21 protein-coding genes and 1 pseudogene are annotated in these 22,398 nt (G+C 65.8%); 1 reads left to right on the top strand and 21 read right to left on the bottom strand.

The features are described 5' to 3' along the window. Positions 1-10: 10 nt before the first annotated feature. The 16 genes and pseudogenes from ACFULT_RS15470 to ACFULT_RS15395 form a co-directional block, all read right to left on the bottom strand. Entirely contained in the window at positions 11-2,047 is a 2,037-nt protein-coding gene (locus ACFULT_RS15470; RefSeq protein ID WP_378481910.1) for a primosomal protein N', read from the bottom strand. Then, on the bottom strand, positions 2,044-3,261 hold the full coding sequence (gene metK / locus ACFULT_RS15465; RefSeq protein WP_094721683.1) for a methionine adenosyltransferase: 1,218 nt from the start codon (positions 3,259-3,261) through the stop codon (positions 2,044-2,046). Before metK ends, ACFULT_RS15470 begins: the two co-directional genes overlap by 4 nt. 97 nt (positions 3,262-3,358) lie before the next feature. Further along, complete coding sequence (gene coaBC / locus ACFULT_RS15460) at positions 3,359-4,723, bottom strand: bifunctional phosphopantothenoylcysteine decarboxylase/phosphopantothenate--cysteine ligase CoaBC (RefSeq protein WP_378481837.1); 1,365 nt, start codon at positions 4,721-4,723, stop codon at positions 3,359-3,361. Between the two features lie 22 nt (positions 4,724-4,745). Next, positions 4,746-5,051, bottom strand: a complete 306-nt coding sequence (rpoZ, locus tag ACFULT_RS15455) for a DNA-directed RNA polymerase subunit omega (protein WP_019666381.1) — start codon at positions 5,049-5,051, stop codon at positions 4,746-4,748. A gap of 64 nt (positions 5,052-5,115) precedes the next feature. Continuing rightward, positions 5,116-5,712 (bottom strand): guanylate kinase, encoded by a 597-nt coding sequence (gene gmk, locus ACFULT_RS15450; RefSeq protein WP_037113157.1) that lies wholly within the window; start codon positions 5,710-5,712, stop codon positions 5,116-5,118. Between the two features lie 18 nt (positions 5,713-5,730). After that, positions 5,731-6,051 carry an integration host factor, actinobacterial type gene (mihF, locus tag ACFULT_RS15445; RefSeq protein ID WP_019666383.1) on the bottom strand — a complete coding sequence of 107 codons (321 nt, stop codon included), beginning with the start codon at positions 6,049-6,051 and terminating at the stop codon, positions 5,731-5,733. Between the two features lie 160 nt (positions 6,052-6,211). Further along, positions 6,212-7,036, bottom strand: a complete 825-nt coding sequence (gene pyrF / locus ACFULT_RS15440; protein ID WP_170945339.1) for an orotidine-5'-phosphate decarboxylase — start codon at positions 7,034-7,036, stop codon at positions 6,212-6,214. Then, positions 7,033-10,374: a carbamoyl-phosphate synthase large subunit gene (carB, locus tag ACFULT_RS15435; RefSeq protein ID WP_378481836.1), complete on the bottom strand. Its 3,342-nt coding sequence runs from the start codon at positions 10,372-10,374 to the stop codon at positions 7,033-7,035. The genes pyrF and carB overlap by 4 nt, the downstream gene beginning before the upstream one ends. Further along, positions 10,374-11,510, bottom strand: coding sequence for a glutamine-hydrolyzing carbamoyl-phosphate synthase small subunit (gene carA, locus ACFULT_RS15430; protein ID WP_378481835.1), 1,137 nt, complete (start codon positions 11,508-11,510; stop codon positions 10,374-10,376). The genes carB and carA overlap by 1 nt, the downstream gene beginning before the upstream one ends. Then, a complete protein-coding gene (locus tag ACFULT_RS15425; RefSeq protein WP_094721687.1) occupies positions 11,507-12,019 on the bottom strand; it encodes a transporter in 513 nt (170 codons plus the stop codon). The genes carA and ACFULT_RS15425 overlap by 4 nt, the downstream gene beginning before the upstream one ends. Then, positions 12,019-13,356, bottom strand: coding sequence for a dihydroorotase (locus ACFULT_RS15420; protein ID WP_378481834.1), 1,338 nt, complete (start codon positions 13,354-13,356; stop codon positions 12,019-12,021). The genes ACFULT_RS15425 and ACFULT_RS15420 overlap by 1 nt, the downstream gene beginning before the upstream one ends. Continuing rightward, the gene (locus ACFULT_RS15415; RefSeq protein WP_094721689.1) at positions 13,353-14,333 is read right to left on the bottom strand and encodes an aspartate carbamoyltransferase catalytic subunit; all 981 of its coding nucleotides are present in this window, start codon (positions 14,331-14,333) and stop codon (positions 13,353-13,355) included. Before ACFULT_RS15415 ends, ACFULT_RS15420 begins: the two co-directional genes overlap by 4 nt. Before the next feature lie 83 nt (positions 14,334-14,416). Next, positions 14,417-15,013: pseudogene (gene pyrR, locus ACFULT_RS15410) on the bottom strand (bifunctional pyr operon transcriptional regulator/uracil phosphoribosyltransferase PyrR); the annotation flags it as partial. A 131-nt stretch (positions 15,014-15,144) separates the two neighbouring features. Then, positions 15,145-15,633 (bottom strand): transcription antitermination factor NusB, encoded by a 489-nt coding sequence (gene nusB, locus ACFULT_RS15405; RefSeq protein WP_037113414.1) that lies wholly within the window; start codon positions 15,631-15,633, stop codon positions 15,145-15,147. Positions 15,634-15,676: 43 nt separating this feature from the next. Next, positions 15,677-16,240 (bottom strand): elongation factor P, encoded by a 564-nt coding sequence (gene efp / locus ACFULT_RS15400; RefSeq protein ID WP_019666392.1) that lies wholly within the window; start codon positions 16,238-16,240, stop codon positions 15,677-15,679. Positions 16,241-16,288: 48 nt separating this feature from the next. Then, a complete protein-coding gene (locus ACFULT_RS15395; RefSeq protein ID WP_094721691.1) occupies positions 16,289-17,392 on the bottom strand; it encodes a Xaa-Pro peptidase family protein in 1,104 nt (367 codons plus the stop codon). Between the two features lie 73 nt (positions 17,393-17,465). Between ACFULT_RS15395 and ACFULT_RS15390 the strand changes: the two genes are divergently transcribed. After that, entirely contained in the window at positions 17,466-18,101 is a 636-nt protein-coding gene (locus tag ACFULT_RS15390; protein WP_378481833.1) for a B-4DMT family transporter, read from the top strand. Positions 18,102-18,182: 81 nt separating this feature from the next. On the opposite strand, the gene aroB is transcribed toward ACFULT_RS15390, so the two are convergent. The 5 genes from aroB to ACFULT_RS15365 form a co-directional block, all read right to left on the bottom strand. Beyond that, positions 18,183-19,295, bottom strand: a complete 1,113-nt coding sequence (aroB, locus tag ACFULT_RS15385; RefSeq protein WP_378481832.1) for a 3-dehydroquinate synthase — start codon at positions 19,293-19,295, stop codon at positions 18,183-18,185. 5 nt (positions 19,296-19,300) lie between these two features. Continuing rightward, complete coding sequence (locus tag ACFULT_RS15380) at positions 19,301-19,831, bottom strand: shikimate kinase (RefSeq protein ID WP_019666396.1); 531 nt, start codon at positions 19,829-19,831, stop codon at positions 19,301-19,303. After that, positions 19,828-21,015, bottom strand: a complete 1,188-nt coding sequence (gene aroC, locus ACFULT_RS15375) for a chorismate synthase (protein ID WP_037113412.1) — start codon at positions 21,013-21,015, stop codon at positions 19,828-19,830. The genes ACFULT_RS15380 and aroC overlap by 4 nt, the downstream gene beginning before the upstream one ends. Before the next feature lie 13 nt (positions 21,016-21,028). Then, positions 21,029-21,460: a prepilin peptidase gene (locus ACFULT_RS15370; protein WP_378481831.1), complete on the bottom strand. Its 432-nt coding sequence runs from the start codon at positions 21,458-21,460 to the stop codon at positions 21,029-21,031. A gap of 127 nt (positions 21,461-21,587) precedes the next feature. Beyond that, complete coding sequence (locus ACFULT_RS15365) at positions 21,588-22,397, bottom strand: shikimate dehydrogenase (RefSeq protein WP_037113139.1); 810 nt, start codon at positions 22,395-22,397, stop codon at positions 21,588-21,590. Position 22,398 lies beyond the last annotated feature (1 nt).

Genomic DNA, 22,398 nt, shown 5'->3' with positions numbered 1-22,398 from the left:
GAGGGGAGCGTCAACCGATGCGGATCGGATCGATCTGTACGCGAACCGCTTCTGTGTTCTTACGAGCACTACTGGCGGCTTGCGCGTCTGCGAGCGCACGCGCAAGCGATCCTCCTGCACGACGGGGCACACGGAGCAGTATCCGTTGAACGTCGCCAGGAAGTCGGTCTTCTCCCCCTCCGGCGGGCAGTCGCTGCCCGTCGGGGAGCTCCACGGGTCCGAGGACTTCGGTGTCGGACGGGAGGGCCGTGGATTCGACGAGAGCCGTGATCGCGGCCGTCGTTCCGTCGACTGCGGCGACGTGGACGGCAGGGGGAAATCGAACCTCGGCGCGCTCGTCCAATTCACTTCGGGCGTGGCCGACCGGATCCCACCGCACCAACGCCTGAACGGTGGGCAGCTCGGATTCCGCGACGACGACCACCCTGCCGCCGTCGGCACCCGGGCGTACGAGGGCGGACGCCGTCATCCATCGTCTGAGGGTTTCCTCGGCCGCTCGGAGGTCTGCGCGCCCGAGCAGCGCCCACCCGTCGAGGAGCAGCGCCGCCCCGTACCCGCCGACGATCGTCGGTTCTGCGCCTACTGTCGAGATCACCAGCGACGCACCAGCATCCACGGAGTCCAGGACAGCGCTGCCACCGGATGTGCGCACCGCAACACCGGGAAATGCCCGACCCAATTCCTCTGCGGTGCGGTGCGCCCCGACCACGACCGCGCGCAGGGCCCTCGACCCGCAGACATTGCATTTGTGATTGGTGTCCGCAGCGCCGCACCACCGGCAGGTAGGGCTACCCGCTCCGTCGGCACCCGGCGCGGACGGCAACGCAAGCGGTCCGTTGCACCGTCTACATCGAGCGGGGTTGCGACACTTCGCGCATGCGAGCGACGGCACGTATCCGCCACGCGGAACCTGGACGAGCACCGCCGTGTCGTTCTTCAGCGCCGTTCTCGCGGCGTCGAACGCAATGGCGGGCAGTCGCGCAGCGCGCGCCCCTGGATCGCGCGCCAGAGCGTGATCACTGTCCGCCAGCGCCACTATGTGCGGCTGCGCGGCCCGCACCGTCTCACGCGACGCCAACAGGTCATGAGCCCACCCCGAGTCGACGAGGGCTTCCGCTTCCGCGGTGCGCGCATGCCCGGCCAGGACCACACCGCACCCGGTACCGTGCGCGCGGAGCAACGCCACCTCGCGCGCATGCGGATACGGCGAACGAGGTTCGGCGTAACCGTCGTCGCCGTCGTCCCACAAGACCATCAAACCGAGGTTCTGCACCGGGGCGAACACTGCACTCCTGGTCCCGACCACCACAGACACGTCGCGCCGTAATGCGGCGAGCCAGCGTCGATAGCGTTTAGCCGGGCCGAGACCGGCCGACAATGCCACCACCGCGTCGTCGCCGAGGGCGGCCTGGCACGCCGACGCCACCCGGTCCAGATCTCGCTGGTCCGGCACCACGACGACGACACTGCGACCCGACGCTGCCGTCACGGCCGCTATCTCCGCTATACGCCCCGCCCAGTCCTCGCCCGGGAGCGCCTGCCAGACCGCTCTGGGGCCACGGGCCGCTGCCAGGGCGTCCACGAACGCGGTGCCGTGTGTGTACCTGTCCCACGCAGAGGCGTCGACAACTGCGTGGTCGGCAGCTGTGGAGATGGAGGGAACATCCGGCACCGGTTCCGATTCGACCTTGGCGTGACGCGGCGGAACGGCCAGCCTCAGTACGTCGGCACGCGTGCCCGCGTAGCGATGCGCAACAGCATCGACCAGCGTCGCGATCTCGGCGGTGAGGACCCGTTCGGGTGAGACGACACGATCGAGAAAGCCGAGTTTGCCGGTGTGGTCGCTCGTGGCGACACGTTCCACGATGTACCCGTCGACCAGTCGGCCGGCGAATCGGATGCGCACTCGCACACCGGGATTCGCATCCTCCGAGAGCTCCGCCGGAACGAGGTAGTCGAACTCGCGGTCGAGATGCGGGAGTGGGAGAAGCGGCAGCACCCGAGCTACGGGTAACTCGGGTGCTGCCGCTTTCGGTGCGCTGCTCAGGCGAGTCCCGCTGCTGCGCGGAGCTTGTCTGCGCGATCCGTCGACTCCCACGGCAGGTCGATGTCGGTCCGGCCGAAGTGGCCGTACGCGGCGGTCTGCGCGTAGATGGGGCGGAGTAGATCGAGATCGCGGATGATGGCGCCCGGACGCAAGTCGAAGACCTCGGAGATCGCGGCCTGGATACGAGCGGGATCGGCCTTCTCGGTTCCGAAGGTCTCCACGAACAGTCCGACGGGTGCAGCCTTGCCGATGGCGTACGCGACCTGGACCTCGATGCGGTCCGCGAGACCTGCCGCGACCGCGTTCTTGGCTACCCAACGCATCGCGTACGCGGCGCTGCGGTCGACCTTGGACGGGTCCTTGCCCGAGAACGCGCCGCCACCGTGCCTGGCCATACCGCCGTAGGTGTCGACGATGATCTTGCGGCCGGTCAGTCCCGCGTCACCCATGGGCCCGCCGAGAACGAATTTACCGGTGGGGTTGACCAGGAGGCGGACGTCGGACGTGTCGAGGGACGGGACGTTCAGTTCCGCCAGGACCGATCCGAGCACCTTTTCACGGATGTCCGGCGTCAGCAGATTGTCCAGATCGATGTCCGCGGCGTGCTGAGTGGAGACGACCACCGTGTCGAGCCGGACCGCGTTGTCACCGTCGTATTCGATGGTGACCTGAGTTTTGCCGTCGGGACGCAGGTACGGCAGCACTCCAGTCTTCCGCACCTCGGTGAGACGTCGAGAAAGCCTGTGCGCCAACGCAATCGGCAGCGGCATGAGCTCAGGAGTGTCGGTGTTGGCGTACCCGAACATCAATCCCTGGTCGCCCGCGCCCTGACGATCGATCTCGTCGTCGGACAATCCCTCGACGCGCGCCTCGTGCGAATGATCGACGCCCTGCGCGATCTCGGGAGACTGGGCACCGATTGCGACATTGACTCCGCAGGAGTTGCCGTCGAAGCCCTTCGCCGACGAGTCGTATCCGATCTCGAGCACCTTGTCGCGCACGATCTTCGGGATGTCCGCCCACGCCGTCGTGTTGACCTCACCGGCGACGTGAACCTGGCCCGTTGTCACGAGCGTCTCGACGGCCACGCGTGCACGTGGATCCTCTGTCAGTAGCGCGTCGAGAATCGAGTCGCTGATCGCGTCACAGATCTTGTCGGGGTGGCCCTCTGTTACCGACTCACTGGTGAAGAGCCGACTACCGGACTTGCTCACGTGTTTCCTCTCGACGTGTCGAAATCGTTCACTTCAGCCAAGCTTTCTACAAATATTCGACACTAGCCGTGCACGGGATGCCTGTGCACCCTTGCAATCACGGCTGATTCGAACCCCTGGGCAGTGTCGAACCGCTGGGCAGTGTCGAACCGCTGGGCAGTGTCGAACCGCTGGACAGTGTCGAACCGCTGGACAGTGTCGAACCGCTGGACAGTGTCGAACCGCTGGACAGTGTCGAACCGCTGGACAGTATGGCGCCGACCGCATCGAGGACGCGGCCTGCCAGTAGTGCCTTCGATCCCTCACCCAGAGCGGACTCGGATCCGTCGGCGCCGAGCAACCATCCGTCGTTGTGGTCGACCTCGAAGGCTTTGCCTTCACCGACGGCGTTCACCACCAAGAGATCGCAACCCTTGCGAGCCAACTTGGCCCTGGCATAGGTCAGTACATCGCCGTTCTCGTCACCCGTCTCGGCAGCGAACCCGACGATGACGGTGGCAGCGGGGATCTCACCCGCTCGCCGCGCGTCGACGAGCCCCGCGAGAATGTCGTCGTTCTTGACGAGGGGAATCGAATTCGGCTCGTTCGCACCCTTCTTGATCTTGCTTCCCGCGACGCTGGAGGGACGGAAGTCTGCAACGGCCGCAGCCATGACGATCGCATCAGCGTCGGGTGCGAACTTGCGGACTGCGGCCTGCATCTGCTGTGCCGTCTTCACCTCGACGACATCGACGGCCGCCGGGTCCGCCAAACTTGCGGTGTATCCCGAGATCAAGGTCACATCGGCACCACGCTGTGCGGCTACTCGGGCCAGCGCGTACCCCTGCTTCCCGGAACTCCGATTTCCGAGGAATCGAACCGGATCCAACGGCTCGCGCGTACCGCCGGCCGTGACGACGAGCTTCCGACCGGTCAGATCACGCGGAAGCGCGTCCGCGCGCTCGGCGAGCAACAGCGCGAGACCGTAGATCTCGTCGGGGTCGGGCAGTCTGCCTGCCCCCGTGTCGCGACCGGTCAACCGACCGGACGCGGGTTCGAGAACGGTGACGCCGCGACTGCGCAGTGTCTCGACGTTGGCAACGGTCGCCGGGTGTTCCCACATCTCGGTGTGCATCGCCGGAGCGAGCAGCACGGGACACCGAGCGGTGAGAAGCGTTGCAGTCAGGAGATCGTCCGCGCGGCCCCCGGCGAGTCGGGCCATCAGGTCCGCCGTTGCAGGTGCGACGACGACTAGGTCCGCTTCCTTGCCGAGCCGGACGTGCGGAACCTCGGGCACGTCGGCGAAAACACCGGTGTGCACCGGGCTACCGGACAGCGCTTCGAACGTCGCGCGTCCGACGAACTCCAGCGCGGACTCCGTCGGGACCACGCGAACGTGGTGGCCGGCCTCGGTGAAGCTACGGATGATGGAACAGCTCTTGTAGGCGGCGATTCCCCCGCCTACCCCGACGACTACGCGCAACGGACCCGGCCCTATCCGATTCTCATTCGCCTTCGGTGTGCTCGAGCAGGTCTTCGTGGATCTCGCGAAGCGCGATCGACAGCGGCTTCTCCTGAAGACCGGGCTCGACGAGCGGGCCGACGTACTCGAGAATGCCGTCACCGAGCTGGTTGTAGTAGTCGTTGATCTGACGCGCACGCTTGGCCGCGTAGATCACCAGTGCGTACTTCGACGACGTGCGAGCGAGGAGCTCGTCGATGGGAGGATTGGTGATTCCGAGCGGCGTGTCGTAAGCCGGAAGTGCGCTACGCGCGTCGAAGTCGGAACCGGCCAGAGAACTACTGCTCACTATGAATCTCCTGAGTTGTACATCGTGTGTGCTGCGGAGCGCTTTCGTCGATTGCAGGGCGCAGTCAACCGACCGACGACCTACCGACCAACAAGGATACCAACTGAGCGCAAGAATGGTCGACATCGGTATTGACAACCACCGTGTCGAACTCTTCCTGTGCGGCCAGTTCGACCTTCGCCGTCTCGAGTCTACGTTCGGTGACAGCCGGATCTTCGGTCGCACGCGAGGTCAGGCGCTGCACCAGGTCTTCCCACGTCGGCGGAGCCATGAACACGAGCGTCGCCTCCGGCTTCGACACACGTACCGCGCGCGCGCCCGCAAGATCCAGTTCGAGGAGAACAGGCTTGCCGTCCTCCAACGCTGCCTCCACCGGCGCCGCAGGCGTACCGGAACGGTGCAGACCACTGTGCACGCTCGCCCACTCGAGCAGTTCGCCCGCCTCGATCATGCGGTCGAACTCGGCCGCGGTCACGAAGTGGTAGTCCTCACCGTCGACCTCACCGGGGCGTGGATCCCGCGTCGTCACCGACACGCTGAACCACAACTCGGGGAGTTCACGTCGCAACACGCGAACGACGCTGGATTTGCCGACACCGGAGGGACCGGCCAGAACGATCAGCCGGCCCCTCCCGTGCGGTGACGCGTCACTGTCGGACACGTGCCGTACCTCCGTAGATCACGCTTCGAAATCGAATTTGGTCAACAACGCTTTACGCTGACGATCGCCGAGGCCGCGAATCCGCCTCGACGGAGCGATCTCCAGTTCGGTCATCAATTCTTGAGCCTTGACCTTACCCACCTTCGGCAATGCCTCCAGCAGAGCCGAGACCTTCATCTTGCCGAGAATCTCGTCGGTCTCCGCATCCGCGAGCACCTGCTTCAGATCGGTCCCACCTCGCTTGAGCCGTTCCTTGAGCTCGGCACGTACTTTTCGGGCTGCAGCCGCCTTCTCTAGAGCGGCGGCACGCTGCTCCGGCGTCAATTGGGGAAGCGCCACGATTCCTCCGTAACTCGTTCGTCGGTGAACCGTGCACCTGCGGTCTCCTGGTGCACGTCGCTGCTGACAGACCAGCGGTAACCAGCAACGAAAGCGACGGTACCGACGCGCAAGCCTCGCCGCTAACTCACCCCGTGGCCGACGGGATCCGCAGTATCGGCTATGACAACCCCGCCTCGACTTCGTCGCGGAGCGCCGCCGCGGCGCCGCGGAGCGCCGCAACCGACGGACCGGCGGCGAGAACACCACGCGACGAGCTGGGAAGAAGCAGTTCGGTGGACCCGTCGAATATCTGTGCCAGATCGGCCACCGTTGCGCCCTGCGCGCCGAGCCCGGGCGCGAGAATCGGTCCGTCGAAGGCAGACAGGTCCAGTCCGTGATCACGGGTGGCGCCGACGACGAGGCCGACGGTCGCCGTTCCGTCTGCGTCGGCCGCGGCCGCACCGTCGACGATCGACTGCGCAACCGTCGTCGAACCCGCCGCGGCGTTCTGCAACGTTGCGCCTTCGGGGTTCGAGGTGCGGGCCAGAACGAACACTCCCCGGCCTCCCCCGCGGGCCAGGGAGATCGTGTCCTGGAGGGATTCGAACCCGAGGTACGGCGAGACGGTCACCGCATCCGACGACAGGTCGGTGCCGTCCCCGAGCCACGTCTGTGCGTACGCACTCATCGTCGTGCCGATGTCGCCTCGTTTCGCGTCGGCGATCACGAGAGTCCCGGCATCCCGCAGCACCGAGATGGTGCGCTCGAGGACTGCGTACCCCGCACTCCCGTAGGCCTCGAAGAATGCGACCTGAGGCTTCACGACAGCGACCTCGCCGACGAACGCCTCCACGCACTTCTCCGCGAACACCTCGAGCCCTTCGGCATCCACCGACAGTCCCCACTGCTCGAGCAGTGCAGGGTGAGGATCTATCCCCACGCACAGTCGACCGCGGTGCTCGATCGCACGACGGAGCCGTCCGAGCCACCCGTCACGGCTCATGACGCCCCGGCACCGCCCGCGAGCGCCGTATGCAGATCCTGCAGCGAACGCACGCCGATACCGCCCGCGATACCTGCCTCGATCCCCAGCACCGCAGCGGACGCGCCCTGCACGGTGGTGATGCACGGAATGTTCTGCGCAACGGCCGCGCTTCGGATCTCGTACCCGTCCACGCGAGGGCCCGAATTGCCGTACGGAGTGTTGATCACCATGGCCACGTCGCCGGCGAGAATGCGATCGACGATGGTCGATTCGCCCGCAGGGACGTCCTCGCCCGATTGCTTGTAGACCTGTTCGCACGCGATGCCGTTGCGTCGCAGCACCTCTGCAGTCCCTTCGGTCGCCAGAATCGTGAAGCCCAGGTCCGTGAGTCGTTTGACCGGGAAGATCAACGAACGCTTGTCCTTGTTGGCCACCGAGACGAACACGGCGCCCGAGGCCGGAAGCGAGCCGTACGCCGCCGTCTGGCTCTTCGCGAACGCGGTACCGAAGTCCGCATCGATGCCCATGACCTCACCGGTGGACTTCATCTCGGGGCTCAACAGCGTGTCGACGCCCGTTCCGTCGGCGCGGCGGAATCGGTTGAACGGGAGCACGGCTTCCTTGACTGCGATCGGCGCGTCCAGCGGCGTCGTTCCTCCGTCGCCTTCGGCCGGAAGCATGCCACTGGTACGCAGGTCCGCGATCGACTCACCGAGCATGACGCGGGCACATGCCTTCGCCAACTGCACTGCCGTCGCCTTGGACACGAACGGGACCGTGCGGCTCGCGCGGGGGTTCGCCTCCAGCACGTACAGGATGTCGTCCTTGAGGGCGTACTGGACGTTGAGGAGGCCTTTGACGCCGATGCCCTTGGCGAGCAGCTCCGTCGAGCGACGCACGTTCTCGATGTCCGCTCGACCCAACGTGATCGGCGGCAACGCACACGCCGAGTCACCGGAGTGGATCCCGGCTTCCTCGATGTGTTCCATGACGCCGCCGAGATAGACCTCGGTCCCATCGCACAACGCATCGACATCGATTTCGACGGCATCCTCGAGGAAGCGGTCGACGAGGACGGGGCGGTCGTGCGAGATCTCGGTGGCGCGCGAAATGTAATCGGCGAGGGATGCCTCGTCGTACACGATCTCCATGCCGCGTCCGCCGAGAACGTACGACGGACGCACCAGCACGGGGTATCCGATGCCACCGGCGATGTCGCGGGCACCGTCGAACGTGGTCGCGGTGCCGAACTTCGGTGCAGGCAACCCTGCTTCGGTGAGGACGCGCCCGAACTCACCGCGGTCCTCCGCGAGATCGATGGCCTCGGGACTGGTACCGACGATGGGCACACCGGCGGCCTTCAGTCGCTTGGCGAGGCCCAGGGGCGTCTGACCGCCGAGTTGCACGATGACGCCGCGCACGGTTCCCGACGCAGCCTCGGCGCGGTAGACCTCGAGTACGTCCTCGAACGTCAACGGTTCGAAATAGAGCCGATCGGCGGTGTCGTAATCGGTGGAGACGGTCTCGGGGTTGCAGTTGACCATGACGGTCTCGTACCCGGCTTCCGACAACGTCTGTGCCGCATGAACACACGAGTAGTCGAACTCGATGCCCTGCCCGATTCGGTTCGGGCCCGAGCCCAGAATGAGCACCTTCTCACGTTCACGCTGCTCGGCGACCTCGGACTCCGCCTCGGGGTCGAGTTCGTAGGTTCCGTAGTGGTACGGCGTCTTCGCCTCGAACTCCGCCGCACAGGTGTCGACCGTCTTGTAGACGGGATGGACGCCGAGCTCGTCGCGCAGCGCGCGCACACCGTCCTCGTCCACGAGTTCCGGACGCAGCGCAGCGATCTGGCGGTCCGACAGCCCGTGGTACTTGGCCTGTCGCAACAGCGTCTCGTCGAACTTCTCGGCGGCACGCAGTTCGTTGCCCAGCTCGTGGATCTGCTGGAACTGATCGAGGAACCACGGATCGATCTTCGTGGCGTCGAACAACTGCTCGAGAGTCGCACCGAGCGCGAAGGCCTTCTCGATGCCGTACATCCGGCCGTCCTTCGGGACCGAGATGTCCTCCAGCAAAGCCTCGAGGCTCACGGCTTCGACCTCGGGGCCGGTCCAGTAGCCTGCGCGTTTGGTCTCGAGCGACCGCATGACCTTGCCGAACGCCTCGGTGAAATTACGGCCGATCGACATGGCCTCGCCGACGGACTTCATCGTCGTCGTCAGGGTGCCGTCGGCACCGGGGAACTTCTCGAACGCGAACCGAGGTGCCTTGACCACGACGTAGTCGAGTGTCGGCTCGAAGCAGGCCGGCGTTTCCTTGGTGATGTCGTTGACGATCTCGTCGAGCGTGTAGCCGATGGCGAGCTTGGCTGCCATCTTCGCGATCGGGTATCCCGTCGCCTTCGAGGCAAGGGCAGACGACCGCGACACGCGGGGGTTCATCTCGATGACGACGAGGCGTCCGTCCGTGGGATCCATGGCGAACTGGATGTTGCAGCCACCGGTGTCGACGCCGACCTCACGGAGGATGTCGATCGAGAGGTCGCGCATCTTCTGGTATTCGCGGTCGGTGAGCGTCATCGCGGGAGCGACCGTGACCGAGTCTCCGGTGTGCACACCGACCGGGTCGACGTTCTCGATCGAGCAGACGATGACCACGTTGTCGCGGCCGTCGCGCATCAGTTCGAGCTCGTATTCCTTCCATCCGAGGATGGATTCCTCGATCAGCACGTTGGCCGTCGGCGACGCGGCGAGCCCGCCGCCCGCGATGCGGGCAAGGTCCTCGTCGTTGTAGGCCATACCCGAGCCGAGGCCACCCATCGTGAAGGACGGGCGGACGACAACCGGGAATCCGAGATCGGCAACCGTCGCGCGAACCTCGTCCATGGTGTAACAGACAGCCGAACGAGCCGATTCTCCACCGACCTTGGCGACGATGTCCTTGAACTTCTGCCGATCCTCACCGCGCTGAATAGCGTCGAAATCAGCGCCGATGAGCTCGACGTCGTACTTCTCGAGAATTCCCTGCTCGTGCAGTGCCACCGCGGCGTTGAGCGCCGTCTGGCCGCCGAGCGTCGCCAGCACGGCGTCGATCGGGTTCCCCTGCAGGGCTTCGCGAGCGAAGATCTTCTCGATGAAGTCGGCCGTGATCGGCTCGACGTAGGTGGCGTCGGCGAACTCGGGGTCGGTCATGATGGTGGCCGGGTTGGAATTGACGAGGCTGACGCGCAGTCCTTCCTCGCGGAGCACTCGGCATGCCTGGGTTCCGGAGTAGTCGAACTCGCAGGCCTGTCCGATGACGATCGGTCCCGATCCGATGACCAGGACGTGTCCCAGATCTGAGCGGCGTGGCATTACTTGTCAGCTCCCTCGAGGGTGGATGTGAACCGATCGAACAGGTAGGCGGCGTCGTGCGGGCCTGCCGCTGCCTCCGGGTGGTATTGGACCGAGAACGCGGTGCCGCTCAGCAGTTCCACGCCCTCGACCGTTCCGTCGTTGGCGCAGGTGTGGCTGATACGAGCCCGACCGAAGTCGGTGTCGAATTCCTCGCCCGCTTCGCCTTCGAGGGCGAACCCGTGGTTCTGGGCGGTGATGGCGATGCGTCCGGTGGTGTGTTCGACGACCGGGATGTTCATGCCGCGGTGGCCGAACTTCATCTTGTACGTGCTTCGCCCGAGCGCACGTCCGAGGATCTGGTTACCGAAACAGATGCCGAACAGTGGCAGCTTCCTCGCCAGCACCTCGCGAGTGAGTGCGACGTTGGCGTCGGCCGTTGCCGGGTCGCCCGGTCCGTTGGACAGGAACACCCCGTCCGGTTTCAGTTCCAGGATCTGCTCGATCGAGGTGGCCGACGGGACGACGTGCACGCGGATACCGCGCTCGGCGAACATCCGTGGGGTGTTGGTCTTGATTCCCAGGTCCACCGCGACGACGGTGTAGCGGGCCTCGCCGACCGTCGGCTCGATGACGTAACCGGACTTCGTGGTGACTTCACCCGCCAGGTCGGCGCCGAGCATGGACGGCTGGTCCAGGACTTGCTGCAGCATCTCGTCCTGGGTGCCCAGAGCATCCCCCGAGAAGACGCCCGCACGCATGGATCCGCGTGTACGCAGGTGACGCACGAGTGCCCTGGTGTCGATCCCCGCGATGCCCACGACGCTCTGCGCTTCGAGCTGGTCCTGCAAGGAACCGGTCGCGCGCCAACTCGACGTGCGCCGAGCCGGGTCACGAACGACGTAGCCGGCAACCCAGATCTTGTTGGGATCCTGAGCGCTGGCCGCTTCGCCGTCCTCCTGGTTCCAGCCTGTGTTGCCGATCTGCGGCGCCGTGGCGACGACGATCTGGCGGTGGTAGCTGGGGTCGGTCAGGGTCTCCTGGTAGCCGGTCATGCCGGTGCAGAACACGGCCTCTCCGAGCGTCCGGCCCTGTGCACCGAAGGTGGTGCCGCGGAAGGTCCGGCCGTCCTCCAGAACAAGAACTGCGCTGCTCACGCCGTTGTCTCCTTCGAATCGTGTCGATCGGTATCGGTGTCCACCCAGATGGGGTAGACAAGTTTGTCGTCGGCGCGGAAGCCTGTGTCGATCTCGGTGCCGGTGGGAAGCGTCCAGCGGATGACGAGCAGTCCGTCCTTGCTCATGACCTTGCCCGCGAGCCCGCGTTCGGTCCGTATCGCCGTGATCGACTTCTGCGGGATCCAGATGGTGGACTCCCCGGAACGCTCGAGCAGAATTCCGCGCTCGTGTCGGGACAGCTCACCGGTCGCGCGGTGGCCGATGTCGCCGACGGCGATGCGGTCCTGCCAGCTGGGAGCGATGGTGCTGCCCACGTACAGCCCGGTGGAGGGTTCGATCAGAGTCGCGCCGAGGTCGTCCGGAACCGGTGGGAACGAGCCGATCGAGTCGGCTTGACGCTTCTGCCTGCCTCGCCAACCCCAGAAGATGAGGCCGATCATCGCGATCCAGAAGACGATGAACGCGATGACGATGAGAACTCTGTCCATTACTCGCTCACCTTCCGGTCTTCGACACGGCCGAGTCCGAGACGATCGGGGCGTCGAACCACACCGTCGCGGGCGGTGATTCGTCCGCGCAGCAGCGTAGTGGTCGCCTTGGCGGAGAAGGTCATCTCCTCGAACGGTGTGTTGTGCGACAGGCTGGCCAGGCCCTTGCCTCGCACCGTCCACGGCGAAGCGGGATCGACGAGGACGAGGTTGGCGACCTCCCCCACTTCCACGGGCCGTCCTTGATCCGGGAGACCGACGATCTCGGCCGGACGCTCGCTCATCACCCGGGCAACGCCGCGCCAGTCCAGCAGGTCGGTGTCCACCATCGTCTGCGCGACGATCGCAAGCGCGGTCTCGAGCCCCAGCATTCCTGGACGTGCCTGGGAGAATTCGCAGCACTTCTCCTGCTCCGCATGCGGTGCATGGTCGGTCGCGACGCAGTCGACCGTGCCGTCGGCCAGTCCTCGTCGGAGAGCCTCGACGTCCGATGCTTCGCGAAGCGGTGGGTTGACCTTGTTGATCGCGTCATACGTCTCGAGCCGCGAATCGTCGAGCAGCAGGTGATGAGGCGTCACCTCGGCGGAGATCGAAATCCCCTGCCCCCGTGCCCACTTCAGGATCTCGACCGTTCCGGCGGTGGACGCGTGGCAGATATGCACCTTGGCACCCGCGTCACGCGCCAACAACGCGTCACGGGCGACGATGGACTCCTCCGCAGCGCGCGGCCAGCCGGCCAACCCGAGCCGAGCAGCAGTCGGGCCCTCGTGAGCGACGGCTCCGACGGTCAACCGCGGCTCCTCCGCATGCTGTGCGACGAGGACACCCAGAGAGCTCGAGTACTCGAGCGCCCGGCGCATGAGCAACGGATCGTCGACGCACTTGCCGTCGTCGGAGAACATCCGCACCTTGCCGAGGCCACCGGCCATGGTCGCCATCTCGGCGAGCTGCGTACCACCGAGTCCGACAGTCACCGCCCCGACGGGATGAACGTCGACCAAGCCGACTTCCTGCCCGCGTCGCCACACGTGGTCGGTGATGACGACCGAATCGGCGACGGGTGCCGTGTTGGCCATCGCGAACACCGCGGTGTACCCGCCCAGTGCCGCAGCAGCCGATCCGCTGTCGATGGTCTCGGTGTCCTCGCGACCCGGCTCACGCAGATGGGTGTGCAGATCCACGAATCCGGGCAGCAGAATCTGACCGCTCCCCTCGACGACCTCCGCATCCCCTGCGTCGAGATCGGTTCCGATCGCGGCGATCTGGCCGTCGGACACGAGCACGTCGGTGGCAGGTTGCTCGCCGTAGACGAGCACGTTGCGCAGAAGCACGCTCACAACGCACCCCCGTCCGAGCCGACGAGCAATCGGAACAGCACCGCCATGCGCACATGAACTCCGTTCGTAACCTGTTGCAATACAGCAGTCCTCGGCGAATCCGCTACCGACGACGCAATTTCCATGCCGCGCAGCATCGGACCGGGATGTAGAACGACAGCGTGCTCGGGCAGAAGATCGAGCCGTTTCTGCGACAACCCGTAGGTGATCGAGTACTCCTTCGCCGACGGGAAGAACCCACCGTTCATACGCTCCGCCTGTACACGCAACATCAGCACCGCATCGAGCGCGGGTAATTCGGCGTCGATGCTGTGAGACACCCGAACAGGCCACGTCGACGCACCGACCGGGAGCAGCGTGGGCGGTGCGATGAGCACGACCTCGGCCCCGAGCGTCGACAGCAGAATCGCATTCGATCGCGCCACACGACTGTGCAGAATGTCCCCGACGATTCCGATGCGCTTGCCGTCGATGTCGCCGAGTCGCTGCCGCAACGTCAACGCGTCCAGAAGCGCCTGCGTCGGATGTTCGTGAGTACCATCGCCTGCATTGATGACCGACGGGCCGCCGGACGTGGAGGCTGCAGGGTCTTCGAGGGATCCACCGGTTCCCTGCCCCGCCGTCCACTGCGCGATCTGATGCGCAGCACCCGACGCAGGGTGACGAACGATCAACGCATCCGCGCCCGCCGCCCGCAACGTCATCGCCGTGTCACGAAGAGACTCGCCCTTGGACACCGAAGAACTGCTGGCGCTGACATTGATGACATCGGCACTCATCCACTTGCCCGCCACCTCGAACGACACCCGCGTCCGAGTCGAGTTCTCGAAGAACACCGTCATCACAGTGCGTCCCCGCAACGTCGGAAGCTTCTTCACCTCCCGGCCCAGCAACGCCTGCTCGAACCGATCCGCGTCGTCGAGCAATTCAGTCGCGCTCTCACGGCTCAGATCCGCAACCGACAACAAATGCTTCACCGAGCGTCCTTCCCGTCTTCCTCCAGGCCACTCCTGCGGGCTCCGCTCCCGTCTAATTCCGGGTCACTCCTGCGGGCTCCGCTCCCGTCCGAAATGCTGACGCGATCGTGCCCGTCGTGCTCGATCAACTGCACCGACACGTCCTCGGCACGTGCGGTCGGCACGTTCTTGCCGACGTAGTCCGCCCGGAGGGGTAGTTCGCGGTGCCCACGGTCGACCAGGACCGCCAGTTGAACGGCACGCGGCCGGCCGAGGTCGCGCAGTGCGTCGAGGGCCGAGCGGACCGTGCGGCCGGAGAAGAGGACGTCGTCGACGAGGACCACGAGGGCGTCGTCGACGCCGCCCGAGGGGACGGACGTGCGTTCGAGGGGGCGATGCGGCTTTCCGCGAAGATCGTCGCGGTAGAGGGTGATGTCCAGCGAACCGACGGGCGGGCGGACGCCGGTGAACGTTTCGATCCGCTCGGCGAGGCGCTCGGCCAACGTGGTCCCGCGAGTCGGAATTCCGAGTAGAACAACGCGGGGCGCGTCCGCGGAGTCGAGTGCCGTCTTCTCGATGATCTGGTGTGCCATTCGAGACACGGTCCGACCCACGTCGGCGGCGGAGAGAAGCTCACGCGACGAGCTGGGTGACGACGAATCAGGCGTCGTGGGACCAGGCGTCGAGGGATCAGGGGGCACAACGGGCGCAGGCAAACTACGACCTCCTTCTCCGCCTCTCTGGACGGATCGTTAAAGGATGTCTGACGGTGTAACAGCCTAGCAACGACGCTCCCCGACGGCGTAATTCGGGGAGCGTCGCGTGAGCGGTATTACTCGCTGTCGGTGCGGCTGTTCGCGTCGTCCCGGGAGGACACCGCAGCGGCAGCTGCGCGGACCTGTGGGGCGACGAGAACGATCTGTCCGAGTACACCGTTGACGAACGACGGTGAATCGTCGGTGGACAGCTGCTTGGCCAACTCGACCGCCTCGTCCACGGCGACGACCGGAGGCACGTCGGTGGCGTGGAACAGTTCCCATACCGCCACACGCAGGATTGCCCGATCCACCGCGGGAAGCCTGTTCAGTGTCCAGTCGGTCAGGTGATCGGAAATCACACTGTCCAGCCGATCCAGGTTCTCCGCAACTCCGCCGACGAGCGTCTCGGTGTACTCGCTGACCGGCGCGATCGAGTCGTCGCCGCGAGCGAGTTCGACGCGTTCCTTTGCCAAGTTGACGGGATCGGTGTCCCGAGCCTCGGCTTCGAACAGGAAGTCCACGGCCCGCTTGCGGGCTTTGTGGCGTGCACCGAGCTTTTTCACCGGCTCACCTTTGCCGGCCGAATGGTTCTTCTTCGACGACACGTCAGGAATTCACACGCCCGAGGTAGTTGCCGTCACGCGAATCGATCTTCAGCTTGTCGCCGGTGTTGACGAACAGCGGAACCGACACCTCGGCACCGGTCTCGAGGGTGGCGGGCTTGGTGCCGCCGGTGGAGCGATCTCCCTGGAGGCCGGGATCGGTGTGCTTGACCTCGAGCTCGACCGTGACGGGCAGCTCGACGTACAGCGGTGCGCCCTCGTGCGTCGCGACCTGGACCTTCATGTTCTCCAGGAGGAAACGCGAACTCTCGCCGACGGTGGCCTCGCTGATGGAGATCTGGTCGAACGTGTCGCCGTCCATGAACACGAAGTCCGAACCGTCGTGGTACAGGTACGTCATGTCGCGGCGGTCGACGGTCGCGGTGTCCACCTTGACGCCCGCGTTGAAGGTCTTGTCGACGACCTTGCCCGACAGGACGTTCTTGAGCTTGGTGCGCACGAACGCGGGGCCCTTGCCCGGCTTGACGTGCTGGAACTCGATGATCGACCACAGCTGGTTCTCGATGCTGAGGACAAGACCGTTCTTGAAATCGCTTGTGGAAGCCACTGGCTCTTACGTCTCCTCGTGTTTCTCGTGTTCAGGAACTGCCGTGCGTCACACGAGAGTAAGTTCCTTGCTGGTCATGGTCAGCAGCTCGGGACCGCCGTCACGGACGATGAGCGTGTCTTCGATCCGGACGCCACCGCGTCCCGAGAAATACACTCCCGGCTCGACGGTCACAGCTGCACCGCTCAGCAGTGTACCGGTGCTGGTGCGGGCAATTCCCGGCGCTTCGTGGATTTCCAGTCCGACGCCGTGGCCGAGCCCGTGGAGGAAGAACTCGCCGTAACCGGCGTCCTCGATCACCGAACGCGACGCAGCGTCGACGGACGCCGTGCTCACACCGGGTGCGAGAGCGTCCCTGCCTGCCGTCTGGGACTGCAACACCAACGCGTACAGATCCTTCTGCCAGTCCTGCGGAGCGCCGAGGACGACTGTGCGCGTCATGTCCGAGTGGTAGCCACCGACCAGTGCTCCGAAGTCGAACTTCACGAAGTCACCGGCCGCCAGAACCGCCGGGGTCGGACGGTGATGCGGAACGGCGGAGTTGGGCCCGGCAGCCACGATGGTCTCGAACGAGATCCCGTCGGCTCCGTGCTCGACCATCAGCGATTCCAGTTCTCGGGCAACCTCGAGTTCGGTACGTCCAGCAGCGACGGATCCACGCCCCAGCAGCACCGCGAACGCGTCGTCGGCTGCCCGGCATGCATCGCGCAGCAGGCCCACCTCGTACTCGTCCTTGACCATCCGCAGGTCCTCCACCAGACCGGGACTACGAACGAGATTCAGGGCGGAGTCGAGGCCCGTCCACGCCCGATGCTGGTCGACGGTGACGACGTGGGATTCGAACCCGATCGGTGCGTTCCTGGGCGCGAGTTCGCCGCCGAGGAGGTACGACGCGGACGCACGGTCGATCACGGCTCGCAGATCCGGCACCTGATCGGCGACCTGGGTCACGTAACGCCCGTCCGTGCAGACGACCGTGTTGTCCTCGCGGCCCGGCGAATCGTGAACCGACACGATCAGCGCGGCGTTGGACCCGGTGAACCCGGTGAGGTAGCGGATGTTGAGAAGGTCGGTGACGAGCAGGGATTCGAGATCGTTCGCTTCCATGCTTCGCCGGAGAGCGGCGCGTCTGCCGCTGTGATCTACAGGCATTCCTACAAACTACCGCCGGACAGTTCTGTGGGGTCGGACACACCTACTGGTGCGTAGGGCTAGGCTGTCCCCCATGACAGGGTGGGTGGTACGCGGAATCGGCATGTGCTTGATCAACGTGGGGGTGCGAATTGTTCTCGGCGTCACTGTGACTCAGTGGCCGCTGCACGGATCGCAACTCCGATGGCTGGGCATCGCGGTCGTGTTGATCGCCGTCGTCGTCTGGGCGGGGTTGGACGGTATACGGGACCGACGGAAGAACCCTGATCCGGATTACGGCGAGGACCTGACCATGGTCTGGCTCAAGGCCGCGGCCTTGGGCGGCCTGGCTGCGGGCCTGGTGACCTGGCTGGTCCAGCTCATCGTCGACTTCAGCGTCGGCCAGAACACCCTCTTCTTCGAATTGACCTCCGGTGCCGCGTTCACGGTGCTGGTCATCTTCATCCCTGCCACCATCGCGGTCTTCCTGGGCCGGCTTCTGGCAGGACGAGAAGCCAACAAGAAACTCGCGGCCGCGGACGCGGAGCACGCCAAGGAACGTCACGACCGCCATCCGGTGGACAGCACCGCGGGCGCTTCTCAGCAGTCCGGACGGCATCAGTCCGGTCGCGATCAGTCCGGTCGCGATCAGTCCGATCGCGATCAAACGCAGTGGTCGGGTGACAATTCCGACACCGAGGTATTCCCGGCGGTCGAGAAGGACAAGTAGTACCCGGGCAACGGCCTGTGGGCATGCGTGCACGTGCACGCATGCCCACAGTGGTCGGTGCGGGTGGCCAGTGCAGGAGGGTCAGAGCAGGACGCCGGTAGACGACGAACCCGAGTTGTCCTTCGCGATGGCCGAGTAGGCCGCCACCAGCAAGGACGGGTCCGGGCCTTCCAGACGACCAGGCTTGGCCAACCCGTCGAGCACGACGAAACGCAGCAGCCCCGCACGGTTCTTCTTGTCGGACTGCATTCCCTTGAGCAGGTCGCCGAATGCGTCGCCGTCGTACCCCACGGGAAGTCCCACCGATTCGAGCACACTGCGATGACGGTCCGCGGTCGCGTCGTCCAGACGGCCCGCGAGCCGGCCCAGTTCGGCTGCGAACACCAGGCCCACTGCGACAGCTGCGCCGTGGCGCCAGCGATACCGTTCACGACGCTCGATCGCATGGCCGAGTGTGTGTCCGTAATTGAGGATCTCGCGCAGGTTGGACTCCTTGAGGTCCGCGGCCACCACACGTGCTTTCACCTCGACGGAACGCCGAATCAGCTCGGGCAACACGGCGCCCGACGGGTCGAGCGCGGCCTCCGGGTCGGCCTCGATCAGGTCGAGGATCACCGGGTCGGCGATGAAGCCAGTCTTGATGACCTCGGCGAGACCCGCCACTATCTCGTTGCGCGGAACCGTTTCGAGGGTGGCCAGGTCGACCAGGACCGCCGACGGCTCGTGGAACGACCCGACGAGGTTCTTGCCCGCATCGGTGTTGATGCCCGTCTTGCCGCCGACGGCAGCGTCGACCATCGCAAGCAGAGTCGTCGGGACGTGGACGATCTTCACGCCGCGCATCCAGGTCGCGGCGACGAAACCCGCCAGATCTGTGGCCGCACCGCCGCCGAGGCTCACCACGGCGTCGGATCTCGTCAGTCCGATGCGCCCGAGAACCTCCCAGCAGAAGCCGGCCACGGCCAGCTCCTTACCGTCCTCGGCATCGGGAATCTCGATGCGGTGAGCATCGATTCCCTTCGCCGCCAACGATTCGCGTACCACTTCGGCGGTCTCGGCCAGAGGAGGTTGATGGAAGATGGCAACGGTCGCCACACCGGCGAGTTCGTCGACCAGATCGTTCAACAATCCCCGTCCGATGATCACCGGGTAGGGAGCAGCCGTTTCGACCATGACGCGCACAGGTTCGGTCATATCGGTCACCTCACACTTTTCTGCTCGTGGTACTGGGTCAGTTTGGAGACGACCTGTCCGACGACCCGCGCCGGACTTCGACCGTCGGTGCGTACACGTATGGACGCGACTCCGCGGTAGAGAGGTCGTCGTGTCCGCATCAGATGCTGGTATTTCGCGCGGGGATCGGGCCCGGCCAACAGAGGCCGAGCGGTGTTGGCGCCGGTGCGTCGCAAACCCTCGGCGACACTGATCTCGAGGTACACGACAGGCAACGGCGCCAGAAGTGCTCTGGTCCGTTCGGACAACACCGAACCACCTCCGAGGGAGACGACGCCGGAGTGCGTCGCCAGTGCCTCCGCGACGACGGTCTCCTCGATGCTCCGGAAGGCCGGTTCCCCATCCTGCGAGAAGATGTCCGCGATCGTGCGCCCCGTGGTCCGTTCGATGGCCACGTCGGTGTCCAGGAGCTCGAGCTCGAGCGCCGCGGCGACCCGTCGACCGATCGTGGACTTGCCGGCGCCGGGCGGGCCGACCAGCACCGCGTACGGAGTCATCGCGGAGGTCGGGCAGCTGTGCCCTTCACGTAATGATCGACGTTGCTGACCGTCTCCGCCAACGAATCTCCACCGAACTTCTCCAACGCTGCCTGCGCGACGACGAGAGCCACCATGGTCTCGGCGACGACCCCCGCGGCGGGCACGGCGCACACGTCGGAACGCTGGTGAATGGCAACGGCTTCGTCGCCGGTGCTCATGTCGACCGTCGCGAGAGCACGAGGCACCGTGGAGATGGGCTTCATCGCCGCACGGACGCGGATGGCTTCACCGTTGGTCATGCCGCCCTCGAGGCCACCGGCCCGGTTGGTGGAACGGAGAATGCCGTCGGGCCCGGGTGTCATCTCGTCGTGCGCGGCGCTGCCGCGTCGTCGGGCAGTCTCGAATCCGTCGCCGACCTCGACACCTTTGATGGCCTGAATCCCCATGAGCGCGGCGGCGAGTCGCGCGTCGAGCCGCCTCTCGCCACTGACGAACGACCCGAGACCCACGGGCAACCCGTGCACGACGACCTCGACGATGCCGCCGAGGGTGTCGCCGTCTCGCTTGGCTGCTTCGATCTCGGCGATCATCGATTCCTCGGCCGCCTTGTCGAACGCCCGCACCGGACTTGCGTCGATGGCGTCGAGGTCGTCACCGTGCGGCGGCGGGCCGACGTAAGGGTCGGATGCACCGATGGAGACGACGTGCGAGACGACGTCGACACCGAAGGCCTGCTTCAGGAATCGACGGGCGACGGTGCCGATCGCGACGCGGGCCGCGGTCTCGCGCGCACTCGCGCGCTCAAGGACCGGGCGGGCGTCGTCGAATCCGTACTTGAGCATGCCGGAGTAGTCGGCGTGGCCCGGCCGCGGGCGTGTCAGCGGTGTGTTGCGTGCGAGGTCGGACAGCACGCTCTGATCGATGGGATCGGCCGACATGACCTGCTCCCACTTCGGCCACTCCGTGTTGCCCACCTCGATGGCGATGGGACCACCGAGGGTGCGACCGTGCCGCACACCACCGGTGATGGTGACCTTGTCCGCCTCGAACTTCATCCGCGCACCTCGGCCGTACCCGAGACGGCGACGAGCGAGTTGAGTGGCAATGTCCTCGGAGTTCACCTCGACACCCGCCACCATTCCTTCGAGAATGGATACGAGAGCGGGACCGTGGGATTCTCCGGCAGTTATCCAGCGCAGCACAGCGCCCATCTTTTCACGTCGGGGCCACGGTGATCGCCAGCAGGGTCGCCGCGCACATCGCCGGGCCGTGGGGTACCGCGAGATGACGTCGTCCAGCAAGGACACAGGCTATCCCTGCCGCCCCGGTGAGCAGCGGCGCCGTCACGGCCGCCATGGCCCATGCGTCCATACCGAACTGCCCGGCAACGCCTCCGACCGTGAACGCCAACTTGACGTCACCGGCACCGAACGCGCGTGGCACCGCCAGATGCACCGCCAGATAGCACCCGAACAAGGCACCGGCGCCTGCGACCGTCGCCCCGTACTCGTCACCGGTGAGCGTCCATCCGATCAGCCCGACTGCCCCGACACCGGTAAGGAGGTTCGGGAGCCTACGAGTCGCGAGGTCGACCGCGCTGGACCCCACGCACCACAGGACGAACAAAGCACACCACGTCACGGGCATCACTCTGGACCGGGCACACCACGGAGCCGACGCAACATCCCTGCTCGGACATTGCCCTGTGCACAACCGACGCCCTGTGCACAACCGACGCCCTGTGGATCACGTGCACACCGTTCGGACGAGGGCGCTACGGCGCGACGAGCGCTGCGCGCATCTCTTCCTTGGGTGCGGGCATGCCGGTGAATTGCTCGACCTGCCCGTACGCCTGGTTCAGCAGCATGGCCAGACCGGAGACGACCGTGCCGCCTGCGCCGCGGACTGCGTCGGCCAGCGGGGTCGGCCACGGGTCGTAGATCGCGTCGAGCACGACGGGAGCCTGCGCCATCGCACGCGCGTAAGGTGCAGCGCCGTTCGCCGGGACGGTACTGACCAGGACCGACGAGGCGGCCGCAGTGTCGGCGAGTTTCGGATCGTCGACGGCCAGAAAATTCGCGCGGACTCCCGACGCCACCGCACAGTCGAGTGTGTCCTGTGCCCTCTCGCGCGACCGTGCGACGACGGTGACGGACACCGCACCCAATTCGGCCAAGGCGACGATCGCCGGCCTCGACGTGCCACCTGCTCCGACGACGGTGACGGCCGTCCCCGTCAGATCGAGGGTCCCGGCTTCTCGCAGCGCGCCGAGCACTCCGTCGACATCGGTGCAGTCCGCTCGCCAGTGCCCGTCGACACGAACGAGAGTGTTGGCCGATCCAGCGAGCACGGCACGTTCTGTGCGTTCGTCGGCGTAGGTGAGGGCGGCGACCTTGCCCGGCATCGTCACCGACAGACCGATCCAGTCCGAGGCGAGCCCGTCGACGAGTCCGGGAAGCTGCTCGCCCGTGCATTCGATCTTCTCGTACGTCCAGTCGGTCAACCCGAGCGCGTCGTACGCGGCACGGTGGAGAAGCGGAGATTTCGAGTGCCCGATAGGGCTCCCCAGAACCGCGGCGTGCACC

Origin of the sequence: Rhodococcus sp. NPDC057297 (genome assembly GCF_042667435.1) — a bacterium.
Classification (GTDB): domain Bacteria; phylum Actinomycetota; class Actinomycetes; order Mycobacteriales; family Mycobacteriaceae; genus Rhodococcoides.
The sequence above is the reverse complement of the archived record's forward strand: the minus strand, read 5'-3'. Positions and strand labels throughout refer to the sequence as shown.

Bases quoted from the DNA above. Each gene is read 5' to 3' on its own strand.
- pyrF (WP_170945339.1), bottom strand. From the start codon at position 7,036: ATGAGCCGTGACGGGTGGCTCGGACGGCTCCGTCGTGCGATCGAGCAC.
- ACFULT_RS15380 (WP_019666396.1), bottom strand. From the start codon at position 19,831: ATGACTCCGTACGCGGTGCTGGTCGGCCCGCCCGGCGCCGGCAAGTCC.
- ACFULT_RS15425 (WP_094721687.1), bottom strand. From the start codon at position 12,019: ATGGACAGAGTTCTCATCGTCATCGCGTTCATCGTCTTCTGGATCGCG.
- aroB (WP_378481832.1), bottom strand. From the start codon at position 19,295: ATGACCGAACCTGTGCGCGTCATGGTCGAAACGGCTGCTCCCTACCCG.
- ACFULT_RS15390 (WP_378481833.1), top strand. From the start codon at position 17,466: ATGACAGGGTGGGTGGTACGCGGAATCGGCATGTGCTTGATCAACGTG.
- carB (WP_378481836.1), bottom strand. From the start codon at position 10,374: ATGCCACGCCGCTCAGATCTGGGACACGTCCTGGTCATCGGATCGGGA.
- ACFULT_RS15395 (WP_094721691.1), bottom strand. From the start codon at position 17,392: ATGCCTGTAGATCACAGCGGCAGACGCGCCGCTCTCCGGCGAAGCATG.
- ACFULT_RS15370 (WP_378481831.1), bottom strand. From the start codon at position 21,460: ATGCCCGTGACGTGGTGTGCTTTGTTCGTCCTGTGGTGCGTGGGGTCC.